This window comes from Candidatus Bathyarchaeia archaeon, assembly GCA_035283685.1.
Taxonomy (GTDB): domain Archaea; phylum Thermoproteota; class Bathyarchaeia; order Bathyarchaeales; family Bathyarchaeaceae; genus DATETJ01.
Window position 1 is genome coordinate 72,702 of the sequence record DATETJ010000012.1, and the last position, 14,744, is coordinate 87,445.

The following is a 14,744-nucleotide window of genomic DNA, read 5'->3' on the forward strand; positions in this document are numbered from 1 at the left end:
CCTTCATCGGCTTTTCCGCGATTACCTCGTCAACGTGATTTCAATCGTGCTCACGTTTGATGGTCCGCGGCCCTCTTCGCCTAGTCGTGGTGGCAACTGCTGCGTGCCAATATCTATGCTCTTCACCTTGACTTCAGGCAAGAATCTGCGTCTGCATATTTCGACGACGTCAACCGCTCGGCTTATTGCCATTCCTCTAGCTTTAACTTTTATTTCTGGTGCATTGCCATGGAAGAGGGTTATGCATGCTAGAACGTAGTTCATTGCAGGCTTTCGCCCGATCAAAACGGCGTTGCTTTCACGCATGCTTTCACGTGGCTCTGACATTTCCTTGTATCACTCCTTGCAATTTTTGTGTCAAAGGCGTTCTTCTAGGCTCCTTTGCAATCAGCCTAATGCCCAACGCCTTGTAATAACTGTTACTCTGAGAATCACTCGTTAACAACAATCTTCCTGTTTCCGCTGTCCCCCGCCAAAACAAGCGCAAACCAACAATAAAACCGCCCAAAACAAGCCCACGAGTCAGTTGAAGCCTTCCTGTTGAGAAGCCTTATCTTGCATCCACACACTGTAAAAACGTCGGGACCAAAACGTGTCAACTTCTCATCGCCAACCCTTGAAAGCATTAATCAACCCCACCGTGCACGAAAGCGTCTCACTCATTAAGCAAGCATTCTCCAAACATCAAGGCGTCCTCATCATAGGCAACTGCACAGTTGATTACCGCGGACGCGCCAGCTCCCAACTCACACTTGGCGAACGCCTCATAATCCTCAAACAAGACGGCTCCGTCCTAGTCCACAGACCAGTCGGATACGAACCCGTCAACTGGCAACCCCCCGGCTGCCTCTTCCACGTAAACGCCGTAGGAAACAACATGCACGTTAGCGCGGTTAGACGGCAACCCACAGAATCCGTTAAGATCTCCTTCGACAGCATCTACCTCCTTGCAACGCTGAGCCTAAGCGACACCGGCAACTTCACACTCCACGCCAGCGAAGAAGACATGCAGGAAGCCGTTTTACTCACGCCATCACTCATCGAAGAAGGATTGAAGCCCATCGCCTACGAGAAGAAGATCCAACCCGGATTCGTAGACGTCTACTGCGAAGACAAAATAGGAAAACTCGTAGTCATCGAAATCAAACGAAAAACCGCGGGCAAAGAAGCAGCACTTCAACTAGCCAAGTACGTGGGCGCAGTGAAAAACACCGTGAACAAACAGGTCAGAGGCGTGCTAGCTGCGCCCAGTCTTGGCAAAGGCGTACAACGCCTGCTCACAACACTAGGCTTGGAGTTCAAGGCTTTAGACCCAAAGAAATGTGCCCAAATCTTGACTAAACCTGAAAACAGACGGCTACAGGAATTCCTCACGTAGCTTGTTTAGCGCTTTGGTGTAATTGCCACAGCCAGCTCCCGTGCGTTCTCCGATAGGGTGCAAGTTCCTTGATAGCAGACGTAGGCGCGGGGAGTTTCGGCAGTTGGATATTTGAAACTTGCTAGCCTCGTTGTGTCGATGATTGGGTCGATGACTTCGATGGTTTTCAAGGGGTTGTACGCTTTAAGGCTTTCACGTTGAAGTTGCTTCGTTAAGGAGTCACCTTTTGAGCCAACGATGTGGATCTGCAAGGGGCGAAGAAAGAGCTCAACGGCTAAACCATAGCCTGCAGCCATGATACCGTAACTTTGGATTGTTGAAGAGAAAAAATTCAGTGTTTTCTTTGCTGCTTCAAGGTACTTCTCGCTGCCTGTTAGGTAGCCGAGTCGCAGAAAGGCGTCGACGGCTAGGCAGTTTTCATCAAGCGATATGACTGGCTGCTGTAGGGTTCCGAGGGTTTCAGCTGTCTCGGGTCTATCGTAGAACCCGCCAGCCTTGTTCGATAAGTTAGTCAACATGAACTGGGCGATGCCTTCTGCGTGTTTTAAGTATTCTTTGTTTGCTGTAGTCTGGTAGGCGTCTACAAGGCACTTTAGCGTCTGCGCTTGGTCCGTGAGCAAGCCTAGAACATGTCCTTGACCAGCGGAATAGTAATGGTACATTCCTTTCTTTGTGCTGAACCCTTTGTGAAGCAAGAGGTCGATTGTTTGAAGGGCTGAGTTCTGATAGGCAATGTTTTCAAGCGTTACTGAGGCTTGCAAGTAAGCTGACGCCATGAGGGCGTTCCAGTTTGTGTACAGGGTTTTGTCCACTTTGGGAGGTGTTCTTTTCCTGCGTTCAGTCAAGCTCATTTGGTAGTATTCTTCGTCGGCGTCTTGGCTACCGTAGAATCCCCCGTGCTCGCGGTCGGCCAAGCAAGTTTCAACGTAGTTTATTATGTCCTGTGCTGTGTGCCTGAAGCCTACGTTTCCAGTGACTTGATAGGTCTCTAGGTAGTTGATGAGCAGTTTGGCGTTGTCTTCACACATTTTTTCGTAGTGCGGTATGCTCCAGTCCATTGTGGTTGAGTAGCGGAAGAAGCCTCCCTCCACTTGATCGTAGACGCCGCCTGCACTCATCTTCTGCAACGTTTTGGTAACCACGTTCAACAAGCCCCGATGTCCCTGAATCAAGTGCTCCAGAAGCGCGAATGCTAAGGCGTCAGTGTGGGGAAACTTTGGTGAGGCGCCGAAACCTCCGTAAACTCGATCAAAGTTTGAGGTAACTTCCAAAAGGACATTGTCGATGACAGATTGATAGAACTCCTGATCCAGAACAAGGGTTGAAGGTTGAGACATCAACTCCTGCATTTCTGTTTGTTTTAGCTCGACTTTGATTTTCTGTTTGCTTTCTTTGTAGTATTGACTTATGCTTTGGAGGAGCTGCTTCATCTGCTGCGGCGGTATGTACGTGCCGCCAGTAATGACTGCGCCGTCTGGTGTCAAGAAGGCTGTAGTGGGCCAGCCGCCCATATTGTAGCGCTTGTTAATGTCTGGTCGCTGGTCATTGTCCACTCTTATGGGCACGGTTTGTTCCTCGACAAGTTTGGCGACTTCAGGGTCAGAGTACGTTGTCTGATCCATAACATGACACCAATGGCACCAAACCGCGCTTATGTCTAGAAGAATAGGCTTGTCCAGTGTCTTTGCTCTCTCAAAAGCTTCCTTGCTCCATGGAAGCCAGTGAACCTTAGTTTCGCTCACGGGCAGTTCCTCACATCAACTACAGATTCAGTTGCTCTTTATCTGGATGTTGCGGTCACTAAAAGGAGTTTATTCAACAAAAGCTTCAGAATTTCTTCAAGCATCGCGCGCGCTAATGACTTCTAAACGGTCCGCACAGTCTTCTATGCTATTCTTGTTCCGTACGCGCTTGGTGTAGGGCTGTTGTCGTAAACTTCTTCCACGTTGAATATGTAGACAGGTCGTTCCTTGCGGCTTTCAACGGGAACGTAATGAAAGGCATCGTGGACTGCGCTGACAAACTCGTAGTACAAGCCCTGTGTGTGTATGTCCAAGTAGCCGTGCAGTTCGAAGCTGATGTTGGGTGGACGATAGAAGAGCAGGCAAGCGGTTCTGTTAGTTTGAACTATGTTCCAAGTGTGTTTCGACGACCCCGGCTTACTCTTAGCTAGCTCCATGGTTGACATCTTAGTAAAGTCAACAAGCGCGTGGGCTTTTTCTCTCAACGGATACAGATGCTCCATTAGCAGCAACATGGCTTCCCGTTGATACTGCCGCATAGCTTCATCCAGCCCAGCCTTGTCACTTCCAGCTTCATTGAATAACTTGTCGCCGTGTTCGAGATGCTGCCTAAACGCTTCAATGGCAGGTGGCAAACGCTCAGTTTTCAGAACATAGCCTGCGCCCACGATCTTGGCGTTGACAAATAAGGAGCCGTCTGGACGCTGATAGGCAGTGCACAAGGCTGGATTATGCCGAGTGCTGTCCAGAAAGAACCAGTCCATGTTCTGCTCGTGTTTGCCCTCAAGGAACAGCTGAGCGTTCTCTCGTCTGGGATAATAGTTCCATTCAAGAAAGCGCTCAGGCAACTCCACAACCATAAGCAGTCTTTCCCTCTCGTTTTTTCATTCATTTCCTTTGATCGTTTATCAATTCTTGAATTTGGTTTGACGCCGCTTCCAGCCGCTGCCTATCCCATTTCTCCGCGAAATGAAGCTGCCTATAAAACGTGTAGAACGATTCCATAGCCTTCGCCAAGTTATCAGCCATGTTCACGTGATTCTTGCCGTTACAGATTTCCGCTTGCAGCTTGTGTCCCCGCTTGTGAAGTATGTGAAAGCCCAGCCAAAAAGCAGAGTAACGAAGCGAAAGCAACGCGCCGACTAGGTTTCTCTTGTTCAGCCAGCTTCTGGCGTTTTCCAGCTCGGATTTTGGACCCAGACGCTTGGCGCCCCATTCCGTGTCGACAAACTCCTTAAGTCTAACATACAAACCTTCAACAAGATTGTAGTCCAAATCAGCAGCGTCATTTACAAACTCATAAACGGTTGAAAGCTGCTTTTCCGCGTTTCTCAGGAGGCTGAGTTTTTGGCTGAGGTCTTTCGGTCGAAAACTGGGAATCAGACCGTGCTTCATGACGTAGGCAGCGGATAGGCACGTTGCGGCTTCTCGCAGGCAGATCAGCGAGCTGAACGCATCTTGTTTGGTTAGATAGCGTTGTGCGGCGTTCACGTTGTTCTCAGCTTGCTTCACGGCGGGCTTGATCTCGCTTTGACGCCACTTCCACTGTTTCGCCTTCGCCTTCCAATCTGCGAGTCTCCTTGTGGGATCAGCCAATATGACCCCGTTCTGCATAGCCTCAATCCATAGGCCAGTCCACATCCACGTGTCTGCCTTGTCCCTGAGTTTCTCATCTTCAAAAGTGTTTATGAATGGTTTGATAGGATAGCGCCAAACCTCCAAGCGGAAACCGTCCACCTTCCTTTCTTCCTTGCCCACTTGAATGTCAGCGGCAACCGTGTTGTAGACAACAGCCAAGTCGATGTCGCTTTCCTTATGAATGTCGCCTGAAGCCAGCGAGCCAAACAGGAAAACGCCGATCGCATGCTTTTCCTTCATCGACTCCTCGCATTGCTTAGCTGCTAATGCCTGCATCTGCCTCAGTTTGCCTTCCTTGCTCATTTCATGACTCCAGTCGTAGCCGCGTTCTATGTGAACTTGAAGTACTCTGTAAGTCTCTTCTGATACAAAGCGTCTTGCAGCAGCCGACTGTAATGTATCCATCTTGAAAGTGGAATCTGAAACTGCTGTGAGATGCGTCCTAGAGCTTCATCCAAAGTCTTGAACTTGAAGGGCGTCTGCCGCATGGCGTTGCGCACGTTCTCTCTCACCTGCCAAACTCCAACAGGCATGATATAGCCGGGATGCGCCTCCCTTAAGACTATGGCAGTTGCCTGTCGCCTCTCTTTCTCGAGTAGCTCGCAGACAGCCAGTCGTGCAGCGTAGTAGCATCCGCCTATACCCGCATACGTTGTTCGCCCTTCGTTACTTTCCCAATCAGAATATATGACCACGTTTTGTCCACTGGGATTCCAGATGGTGCCGGGATACCAAGCTTCCATGGCTTCGTAACTCCAGGCTTGAGGCAGCATCAAAACCTCAAAAATATTGTCCAGATAACGCGACTCGTAAACGCGATACTCATTGATTTCGGGATACGTCTTGACTTTAGCCATCAAACCTTTAGACAATATGTCATCAACTGCTGTGATGCTCCAACGCGTCGGCACCAACCGCCTGTTTTTCTCAAGTCCAAACGCGCCGACGCTGAACGCCCGCTGAATCTTGGTCACCAAGACATCATTAGAGTACAGTGTTCGAACCGCGTCCACCGCCTTCAGGTCTGTGTCATAGTATGCCTTTTCAATATGATTATCCCACCGAGCGTTGCCAACTTGCAGGTCTCTGATAGGCGCTGAGGGACCAAAAGGCTGCACGTCATCATCCATAATCAGACTGCGACGCGGCGGCTTAGCCAAAGCTAACTCCACATCAACCGAATCCACAGACAAGGCGAGTTCCCGGGTCTGATCCATGATTCTACCAGCTTCCTCAAACTGCCACACGTTAACGCGATGCATGCCTCGGACAAGCATGGAGCGAAAACCCACGATTTCATCCATGGATTTCCCAAACCAGAACTCTGGCAAATCGTAGAGGCTTGTGTCTTCATGCACAGGTGGAACCATGGGGCCAGCATAAACGTATGGATAGCCGATTCTGCCAATGAAAACGCTTGGAGGAGAAGCGCCGTCCACATCTAAACCGCTGATAAGCGGAACGGTTTTCAAGTAGTATTTGGCTCGAACCAGTAATGGGCAACCAGTCTTTCCGCAGAGAAACTTGCCGCCCTTGCAGGCTACACACAAGCCTTTCCCCCAAGCCACTGATTGCACGACAGGGTGCTCTGGATTGCCGCCGGAGACAGTGCCGTTGCTGGTGCCGAGAAGGTCAAGTAACCAGCGATTCCTCTGCTCAGAAGAAGGCTTAGGCAAGGTTGTCTCCTTTGCCTCGATGAGCCTGCGCATGTGCTTTCAGCAGGTAACTAGAGTCGACATTTGGTTTAAAACCATTGAGTACATGCAATTATCAAATCTTGCGGGATTATTGGTGCATTTCGTCTTGTTCTAGCGGTCTACGCATAGAGAGCCGGAGTTTTCGAGAACTATTCTCACAGAGCGTATGACGCTATTAATGGAGCGAACACAGTAGCGACTAGGGTCATAACCGTAATCATTGTGTTGAGAGACGGCCCAGCAGTATCCTTGAATGGATCGCCCACGGTGTCACCTATGACTGCAGCTTTGTGAGCCTCTGAGCCTTCACCGCCGAATCCGCCTGCTTCAATGTACTTCTTAGCGTTGTCCCACGTGCCACCCGAGTTTGCCATAAACAACGCGAAGATTATGCCAGTGACTATGCTGCCAGCGAGGAAACCCCCCAACGCTTCTTTGCCCAAAACGAAGCCAACCGCTATAGGAGCAACGATGGCTAAGACACAGGGCAGAACAAGCTCTTTGAGAGCGCCCTTAGCTGCGATGTCAACGCATTTTGCATAATCGGGCTTAGCCTTCCCTTCCATCAGACCCGGGATTTCCTTAAACTGCCTACGAACCTCCTCGACCATTCGAAAGGCGTTCTTTCCCACAGCAAGTATCAACAGAGCTGAGAGCAAAGGCGGCATCATGGCTCCGATGAAAATGCCCACCACAACTTTCGGATCAATCAGGTTAAGTGACTGAATCCCTACGAGCTCGGCATACGCGACAAATAGCGCAAGAACGGTCAGGGCTGCGGCGCCAATCGCGAAACCTTTTGTTATAGCCTTAGCAGTATTTCCAGCTGCGTCAAGCCTATCAGCAGCCTCGATAACTTCCTTCTTTAGACCTGATTGCTCAGCGATTCCTTTGGCATTGTCGACGATTGGTCCGTAGGCGTCTGCTGAGATTATCATTCCAACTATAGAGAGCATACCCACAGCTGCGATGGCAACGCCGTAAACGTTTGGCACTCCGTATAGTCCAGCGACGTACCAGGAAGCCATGATTGCAGCACTTATTCCAATAATAGGCGGGACTATACTGATTACACCGTAAGAGAAACCTGTCAGTATAGTTATCGCCGGACCCGTCTTAGAAGCCTCAGCAGTCTTCATAACTGGCATCCGGTCGATCGACGTAAAGAAGTCGGTTGTGAGACCGATTACCACACCTGCCACCAGACCCGAAATCGTCGCGAAGAATATTCCCCATCCTTTGTCGCCCAGTCCCTGAAAGTAGATTATGATGAAAGCTAAGATGGCAAATATGAAGCATGTGAGGAAGGTCCCCCGGTTCAAAGCTGCTCCAGGATTGTCTCTTTTCACTACTTTGATGAAAGCCATCCCCATTATAGAAGCAAGTGTTCCGCCCGCTGCAATTAGAAGCGGTAGAGTAACGTAGGCTACTTCTGTAAGTGTGGCTGCGCCAAGTATCATAGCGGCTATGATACTAGCAATGTATGAGTCAATTAGGTCAGCGCCCATGCCGGCCACGTCACCAACATTGTCGCCCACGTTATCAGCGATTACAGCTGGGTTTCGCGGATCATCTTCAGGTATGCCGATTTCAACCTTGCCTACAAGATCGGCTCCGACATCGGCAGTTTTGGTGTAGATTCCTCCCCCAGCCTTGGCGAACAAGGCGAACGCGCTTGCGCCAAAACTGAAGCCCAGAATGACTTGTGGGTCCCTGAAAATGTAATATAGCAGGCTTATCCCTAAAAGGGCTAAACCCACGATGGAAAGCCCCATTACTGCTCCGCCGTAGAAAGCAACAGGAAACGCTTGCTTCAAACCATTTCTGGCAGCGCTAGCCGTTCTAACATTTGTTCTGATTGCTGCGGACATGCCGAAGAAACTGGCCACGGCCGTGCAGATCGAGCCAAACATGTAGGCTAATGCCATGTTGTAGCCCAGGAAAATCCCGACGATTGCAGCCATTATTATAACGAACACTGCTAGAGTCTTGTTCTGCCTTTTGAGATAGGCTAGTGCGCCTTCTTTTATTGCGTCAGAGATTTCCCTCATCTTAGGAGTTCCGCTGTCCTGTTTATTCACATAGAAGAACAGGTAGATTGCGACGGCGACTGAAGCTAAGCCTCCGATAGGCGCGATAATCAACCAGTCCATTGCGCTACTCTCCAACGGTGCCACACGTATTTTTTAACGTCATTATTAGTATCAAGTATATAAGAAAATTGTCTACGCAACGCTTAAATTTACTTGCTCAGATTCAGTTGGGTTTCTGCGCTAAGGAGAAATCGATGGAAATGAGTGAGAAACTTGCTAATCCAGCGCCACTCGGACTGCTAGGCTTCGGCATGACAACAGTGCTACTAAACTTTGTTCACAACGCTCGACTAGGTCCAATAGACAGCATGATACTGGGCATGGGAATATTCTACGGAGGCTTAGCACAGATAGTCGCGGGAATACTCGAGTACAAGAAAGGCAGCACCTTTGGCACAACAGCTTTTACATCGTACGGTCTGTTTTGGCTTTCATTTGTTGCATTGAACTGGCTAGGAGTAAGAGACGTTGCAGCCCGCGGAGTATGGCCTTTCTTGGGCGGCTCCACACCTTGGACTGCAAGCCAAGAAGCATTCGCAGCCTACTTCTTCATGTGGGGACTCTTCACCTTCGTCATGTTCTTCGGCACGCTTGGGACAAACCGCACCTTACAATTTGTTTTCATGAGCCTTGCAGTGCTCTTCTTCCTACTCGCAATCAAATCAGCGCTTCTAGCATACACATCAACCACAGCTTCAAGCCTAGAGTGGTTCACCCGATTCATTGGGTTTGAAGGTGTCATCTGCGGTTTCAGCGCGGTCTATCTGGCACTTGCTGAAGTCCTGAATGAAGCATATGGAAAAACCGTGTTGCCAATTGGAAAAGTAACGTAAAGTAGGTAAGCCAAAGCCATTTTGCACCTGTCTTTCCCACAATCATTCGAGATTTGACAATCTTTGCCGAAGATTTTATTAGGTGAAGACCGCTTTCCATAGAGGCTCACGATAAAGGAGCATTACACAAAATGTCACAACCAGTCAAATGGGTCAAAGAAGACCCAAACAACAAGAACGTGTTCTGGCCCACTGATGAAATGAAAAAACGGGCCTGGATAAGCGATGAGAGCATTTACATGGAAGCAGCTAAAGACCCCGTGGCTTTTTGGGCTGCAAAGTCCAAGGAAGGACTAGAATGGTTTAAAGATTGGACGAAAGACTACGAGTGGAATCCTCCGTTTTACAAATGGTTTGTGAATGGAAAGATCAACGCTTCTTACAACGCTGTGGATAGACACATTAGGACGTGGCATAAGAACAAGGCTGCCATAATCTGGGAACCTGAGCCTACAAACGAGCAAAGCAGAGTTCTGACGTTCCAAGACCTTTATCGAGAAGTTAACAAGTTCGCCAACGTGCTCAAAAGCCTCGGCGTTCAGAAAGGCGACCGAGTGGGCATCTATTTGCCCATGATTCCAGAAGTTCAGATAGCCATGTTAGCCTGCGCACGCATAGGCGCGGTTCACAGCGTAGTTTTCTCAGCTTTCAGTGGGCAATCGCTTAAGGACCGCATGGAGGACGCCGAGGCCAAGGTTCTGGTCACTGCGGACGGTTACTATCGGCGGGGCAAGGTTGTAGATCTTAAGAGTCAAGCGGACATAGGCTTAGTGGGCACGGCAATCAAGCATGTTGTGGTTGTGAAAAGAACCGGTGCTCAAGTTGACATGGTTGAGGGCAGAGACTACTGGTGGCACGATTTAGTGGCTAAGGCGCCATTGTACTGCGAACCTGAACCAATGGACAGCGAAGACATGCTTTTCACTCTCTACACGAGCGGAACAACAGGCAAGCCCAAAGGCATCGTGCATCACACAGGCGGCTACTTGACAGTAGCCTACTGGACGACGAGATGGGACTTTGATCTTCATGACGACGACATTTTCTGGTGCACTGCCGACATAGGCTGGGTTACAGGACACACATACGCCTGCTACGGTCCTCTTTTAAACGGCGCTACAATCGTCATCTACGAAGGATCACTCGATTATCCGGATTTTGACCGATGGTGGGCAATAATTGAAAAATATGGTGTCACAGTGTTTTACACAGCGCCTACAGCCATAAGAATGATACTGAAATGGGGCGAAGAATACCCCAAGAAACACGACTTGAGTACCGTGCGACTGCTGGGCACGGTCGGCGAACCAATCAACCAAGATGCATGGCTGTGGTACTTCAAGCATATTGGCGGCGAAAGGTGCCCAGTCATTGACACTTGGTGGCAAACCGAAACTGGCGCAACACTCATCAACTCCTTGCCAGGAATAGGCCCCTTCATACCGACGGTTGCGGGCAGAAGCTTCCCAGGAACAACGCACGATATACTTGACGAAGCTGGTAAACCTGTAACTTCAGGTGAAGGCGGCTACCTTGTGCAGAAGAGCCCTTTTGCACCAGGCATGCTGCGAACCGTGTTCAAAGATCCTGAGCGTTATAAGACGCAGTATTGGAGTGTGTACGGTCCGGAGCTCTATTACACCAGTGACGGCGCTATACGATGGGACGAGCTGGGAAACATAAGGCTCACAGGTCGAGTTGACGACGTGATGAAAGTCGCAGGGCACAGGCTCTCAACGGCTGAAGTTGAGAACGCTTTGATGCAGCATCCAGAGGTGGCAGAATGTGCTGTGGTAGCCGCGCCGCACGACATTAAAGGCGAGGTTCCAGTTGCTTTCATCACGTTGAAGGAGGGCGTGAAGGCGTCCGCATCGCTTGAAAGCGAACTAGTCCAAACAGTTGTTAAGTTCATTGGACCCACTGCTAGACCGGAGAGAATCATTTTGACCGAAGCGTTGCCAAAAACTCGAAGCGGAAAGATCATGAGGCGCATACTCAAAGCCCTAGTAAAGCATGAACCCGTCGGAGACACAACCACGCTAATGAACCCAGAAGCCGTAGACGAACTCAAACAAAAAGTGGGGTAGCTCAGCTCTCTGCTACTTGCTTCTTCGCATTTCTAGTCTTTTTGATTTGAGACCTCACAAGATGGGCTGAAGCGCTCTGTGCCTTCGGTTTTGAAAGGCAAAAACGTTTAAAGCAATGTTGCACGTTTAGCATAAAGGTTCATGTCTACATCAGGCGATTCACGATGAGTTCGGCGTGGCATGCCAAAGACGAGGAAGCTGTGATAGAGGCTCTCAACACCAGTCTGACCGGTTTGAGCGAGCAAGACGCGAAAAATCGTCTAAGTCAATTTGGATACAATGAACTCAAAGAGCGGAAAAGAGTAACTCCGTTGCAGATTTTTCTCGGTCAGTTCAAAGACATTTTTGTGATCATGCTTTTTGTAGCCACTGCAATCTCTTTCCTTATTGGAGAAATTGTGGACGCAGGCACAATTGCAGCCATTGTAGTTCTCAACTCGGTTGTAGGTTTCATTCAAGAGTATAGGTCAGAAAAAGCCATTGAAGCCATGAAGAAGCTGACAGCGCCAAAGGCTCGCGTGCTGCGAGACGGAGGAGAGGTATTAATACCAGCCAAAGAGGTTGTGCCAGGCGACATAGTGGTTCTTGAAGAAGGCGACCGCATCCCAGCTGATGGCAGAGCTATTGAAGCTGTGAATTTGAAAACAAATGAGGCGGTTTTGACGGGTGAATCAACCCCTGTGAGTAAAGGGGTGGGCATTGTTGACGAGAAGGCGCCTGTGGGGGATAGAAAAAATTCGATTTTCATGGCTACCCACGTAATTTACGGCAGGGGAAAAGCCGTTATCACGTCTACGGGCATGGGCACTGAGTTTGGAAAAATTGCGGAAATAGTGCAGACGCTTGAGGAAGAGGAAACTCCACTTAAGCAGAAGCTTGCACGTTTTGCGAAAAAACTGGGAATAATAATTGTGATTATTTGCGCTATCATATTTGTCCTTGAGCTATACGAGGTATTTGTCCTTCAAGTTTATCAAGGACCAAGCGTCCTTGAAAATATTCTTAAAACATTTATGACCGCTGTTGCTCTTGCTGTTTCAGCAGTTCCAGAAGGCTTGCCAGCGGTTGTAACTATATCGCTTGCTTTCGGCGCTCGGGAACTTGCAAAGCGCAACGCAATTATCAGAAGGTTGTCTTCAGCTGAAACCTTAGGTGCTACAACCGTCATTTGCTCCGACAAGACAGGTACGTTGACCAAGGGTGAAATGACAGTGCGCAAGGTATATGTCAATGGCAAAATGATTGATGTGACCGGAGTGGGCTACGAACCCAAGGGTGAATTCTTAAACAATGGCATACGTGTGGAACCTAAAGAAAATAAAGACCTTAACCTGCTGTTGAGAGCGGGTTCACTGTGCACAAACGCTCATTATGACGGAAAAAACGTGATTGGAGATACCACGGAAGGAGCCTTAATTGTAGCTGCCGCAAAGGCTGGAATGGTCAGGAAAGACTTAGAAAAAGAATATCCCCGAGTGCAAGAAGTGCCTTTCAGTTCAGAAAGAAAACGAATGACAACAGTCCACAAGACACCAGAGGGAAAGCTCGTTGTCTATGTTAAGGGAGCCCCAGAAATAGTTTTAGAACGCAGCATCAAAATTCAAAAAGACGGCGAGGCAGAGAAGCTCAACGCCAAAGAAAGAAAAACAATTCTTGAAATAAATGAAAAAATGGCAAGCGACGCCTTGCGGGTGTTAGGTGTAGCCTATAAGGTATTGTCGGACAACACCCCGGCAAACATTGATGAAAACGTTGCTGAAAACGACTTGGTGTTTGTCGGTTTAATGGGGATGATTGATCCGCCGAGAGAAGAAGCCAAAGAAGCCAACCACAAGTGTCAGCAAGCAGGCATCAAAACTGTTATGATAACTGGAGACCACAAACTCACGGCGGTTGCCATAGCAAAAGAGTTAGGCATGCTCAAGAGCGACATGGTTTTAACGGGTTCTGAACTGGACAAAATGAGCGACGAAGAATTCGAAAAAACAGTGGACCCCGTTACAGTTTATGCCCGAGTTTCTCCCGAACACAAGCTCCGCATAGTTAGAGCATTGAAAAAGAAAGGACACATAGTTGCTATGACAGGCGACGGAGTCAATGACGCCCCAGCGTTAAAGCAATCAGACATTGGCGTGGCTATGGGCATTACTGGCACCGACGTCACAAGAGAAGCCGCAGACATGGTTTTGGCAGATGACAACTTTGCCACACTAGTCACCGCTGTCGAAGGTGGGCGAACAATATACGACAACATACGCAAATTTTCATTCTTTTTGATGCGGTGCAACTTCGACGAGTTGTTCTTGATTGGCACCTTTGCTTTGCTGGGATTAGAGCTTCCGCTTACTGCAGGCATGATTTTGTGGTTGAATCTAGTCACAGATGGGGGTCCTGCGCTTGCGTTAACTATGGACCCTCCCGAAAAGGATGTCATGAAGAGACATCCACGCAATCCAAACGAGGGAATCCTACATGGGAGATTCGCATCTATAATCGCCACCTTCACAACGCAGTTTGTTTTGACGGGTGGTTTATTCTTCTGGCAATATTACCTTCTTCCTGGACCTTTGACGGAGCTAAAACTGGCGCAGGCTCGAACTATGGCGTTTATGCGGGCAACCTTGCAAGAACTATTGGTTGTGTGGAACTGCCGCTCTGAAAAGCACAATGCGTTCAAGGTTGGTTTCCGTTCTAACAAATTCCTGCTGGTCTCTGTAATTGTTTGTGGATTTTTAACGATTCTTCTGCCCTTCTTCGGGTTGTTTGGAATGGTTCCGATGGACGACCCGTTGGAATGGGGACTCGTTATAGTTGCCTCTTTGACAGGCTTGCTGATTTTGCCAGAAATATTCTACGGAAGAAAAATCTGGCGCTGGATTTAACCCTAGAGCGAGTTTAAGTTTATTAAGAATTGTTTGAATATAGATGCAGATTCTCTAGAAACCGTTTTTGGAGGAGCCTTCGGTGAGCGCTGAAGAGAAGTGGCATGCTAGTGAAGTTGCTGAAGCTTTAGAGAGACTTGAAACTAACACATCAGGGTTGTCGCAAGAGGAAGCTGCAAGCAGGCTAAAGCAGTACGGGTTCAACGAGTTAGCCGCCGTAGGAAAAATCTCACCTCTAACGATTCTCTTCAGACAGTTCAAGAGCATCCTCATACTGATACTTGTTGGTGCCACGATTATTTCTCTGGTCACAGGGCACGGTGTTGACGCTGTAGTTATCTTTGCCATAGTGCTTGTTTCAGCCGTGCTTGGTTTTACTCAAGAGTACCGTGCA

At 48.8% G+C, this 14,744-nt stretch carries 11 protein-coding genes; 5 read left to right on the forward strand and 6 right to left on the reverse strand.

Annotated features, from left to right (window positions below; all coding sequences use genetic code 11):
• Nucleotides 1–21 precede the first annotated feature (21 nt).
• Complete coding sequence (gene albA / locus VJ249_12250; GenBank protein HKZ95331.1) at nt 22–306, reverse strand: DNA-binding protein Alba; 285 nt, start codon at nt 304–306, stop codon at nt 22–24.
• Between the two features lie 286 nt (nt 307–592).
• Here albA and nucS point away from each other — a divergent pair, with 286 nt between their 5' ends.
• Entirely contained in the window at nt 593–1,378 is a 786-nt protein-coding gene (gene nucS / locus VJ249_12255; GenBank protein HKZ95332.1) for an endonuclease NucS, read from the forward strand.
• 5 nt (nt 1,379–1,383) lie between these two features.
• Here nucS and VJ249_12260 read toward each other — a convergent pair whose 3' ends face one another.
• The 5 genes from VJ249_12260 to VJ249_12280 all read right to left on the reverse strand — a co-directional run bounded on the left by VJ249_12260 (nt 1,384) and on the right by VJ249_12280 (nt 8,608).
• Nucleotides 1,384–3,120, reverse strand: coding sequence for a DUF255 domain-containing protein (locus VJ249_12260; GenBank protein HKZ95333.1), 1,737 nt, complete (start codon nt 3,118–3,120; stop codon nt 1,384–1,386).
• A gap of 143 nt (nt 3,121–3,263) precedes the next feature.
• Nucleotides 3,264–3,980, reverse strand: coding sequence for a hypothetical protein (locus VJ249_12265; protein HKZ95334.1), 717 nt, complete (start codon nt 3,978–3,980; stop codon nt 3,264–3,266).
• Nucleotides 3,981–4,008: 28 nt separating this feature from the next.
• The gene (locus tag VJ249_12270; protein HKZ95335.1) at nt 4,009–5,061 is read right to left on the reverse strand and encodes a nucleotidyltransferase domain-containing protein; all 1,053 of its coding nucleotides are present in this window, start codon (nt 5,059–5,061) and stop codon (nt 4,009–4,011) included.
• Between the two features lie 26 nt (nt 5,062–5,087).
• Nucleotides 5,088–6,434 (reverse strand): Nre family DNA repair protein, encoded by a 1,347-nt coding sequence (locus VJ249_12275; protein ID HKZ95336.1) that lies wholly within the window; start codon nt 6,432–6,434, stop codon nt 5,088–5,090.
• Nucleotides 6,435–6,610: 176 nt separating this feature from the next.
• Nucleotides 6,611–8,608: a sodium-translocating pyrophosphatase gene (locus VJ249_12280; protein HKZ95337.1), complete on the reverse strand. Its 1,998-nt coding sequence runs from the start codon at nt 8,606–8,608 to the stop codon at nt 6,611–6,613.
• Between the two features lie 140 nt (nt 8,609–8,748).
• Between VJ249_12280 and VJ249_12285 the strand changes: the two genes are divergently transcribed.
• The 4 genes from VJ249_12285 to VJ249_12300 form a co-directional block, all read left to right on the forward strand.
• The gene (locus tag VJ249_12285; GenBank protein ID HKZ95338.1) at nt 8,749–9,381 is read left to right on the forward strand and encodes an acetate uptake transporter; all 633 of its coding nucleotides are present in this window, start codon (nt 8,749–8,751) and stop codon (nt 9,379–9,381) included.
• Nucleotides 9,382–9,512: 131 nt separating this feature from the next.
• The gene (gene acs / locus VJ249_12290) at nt 9,513–11,468 is read left to right on the forward strand and encodes an acetate--CoA ligase (GenBank protein ID HKZ95339.1); all 1,956 of its coding nucleotides are present in this window, start codon (nt 9,513–9,515) and stop codon (nt 11,466–11,468) included.
• A gap of 164 nt (nt 11,469–11,632) precedes the next feature.
• A complete protein-coding gene (locus VJ249_12295) occupies nt 11,633–14,350 on the forward strand; it encodes a cation-translocating P-type ATPase (protein ID HKZ95340.1) in 2,718 nt (905 codons plus the stop codon).
• Nucleotides 14,351–14,432: 82 nt separating this feature from the next.
• Nucleotides 14,433–14,744 (forward strand): cation-transporting P-type ATPase (locus VJ249_12300; GenBank protein ID HKZ95341.1); only part of this gene is annotated, 312 nt, incomplete at its 3' end.

What these genes read in the sequence shown, in the direction of transcription:
- VJ249_12285 (HKZ95338.1), top strand. Translation starts at nt 8,749, where the DNA reads ATGAGTGAGAAACTTGCTAATCCAGCGCCACTCGGACTGCTAGGCTTC.
- acs (HKZ95339.1), top strand. Translation starts at nt 9,513, where the DNA reads ATGTCACAACCAGTCAAATGGGTCAAAGAAGACCCAAACAACAAGAAC.
- VJ249_12265 (HKZ95334.1), bottom strand. Translation starts at nt 3,980, where the DNA reads ATGGTTGTGGAGTTGCCTGAGCGCTTTCTTGAATGGAACTATTATCCC.
- VJ249_12295 (HKZ95340.1), top strand. Translation starts at nt 11,633, where the DNA reads ATGAGTTCGGCGTGGCATGCCAAAGACGAGGAAGCTGTGATAGAGGCT.
- VJ249_12270 (HKZ95335.1), bottom strand. Translation starts at nt 5,061, where the DNA reads ATGAGCAAGGAAGGCAAACTGAGGCAGATGCAGGCATTAGCAGCTAAG.
- VJ249_12280 (HKZ95337.1), bottom strand. Translation starts at nt 8,608, where the DNA reads ATGGACTGGTTGATTATCGCGCCTATCGGAGGCTTAGCTTCAGTCGCC.
- albA (HKZ95331.1), bottom strand. Translation starts at nt 306, where the DNA reads ATGCGTGAAAGCAACGCCGTTTTGATCGGGCGAAAGCCTGCAATGAAC.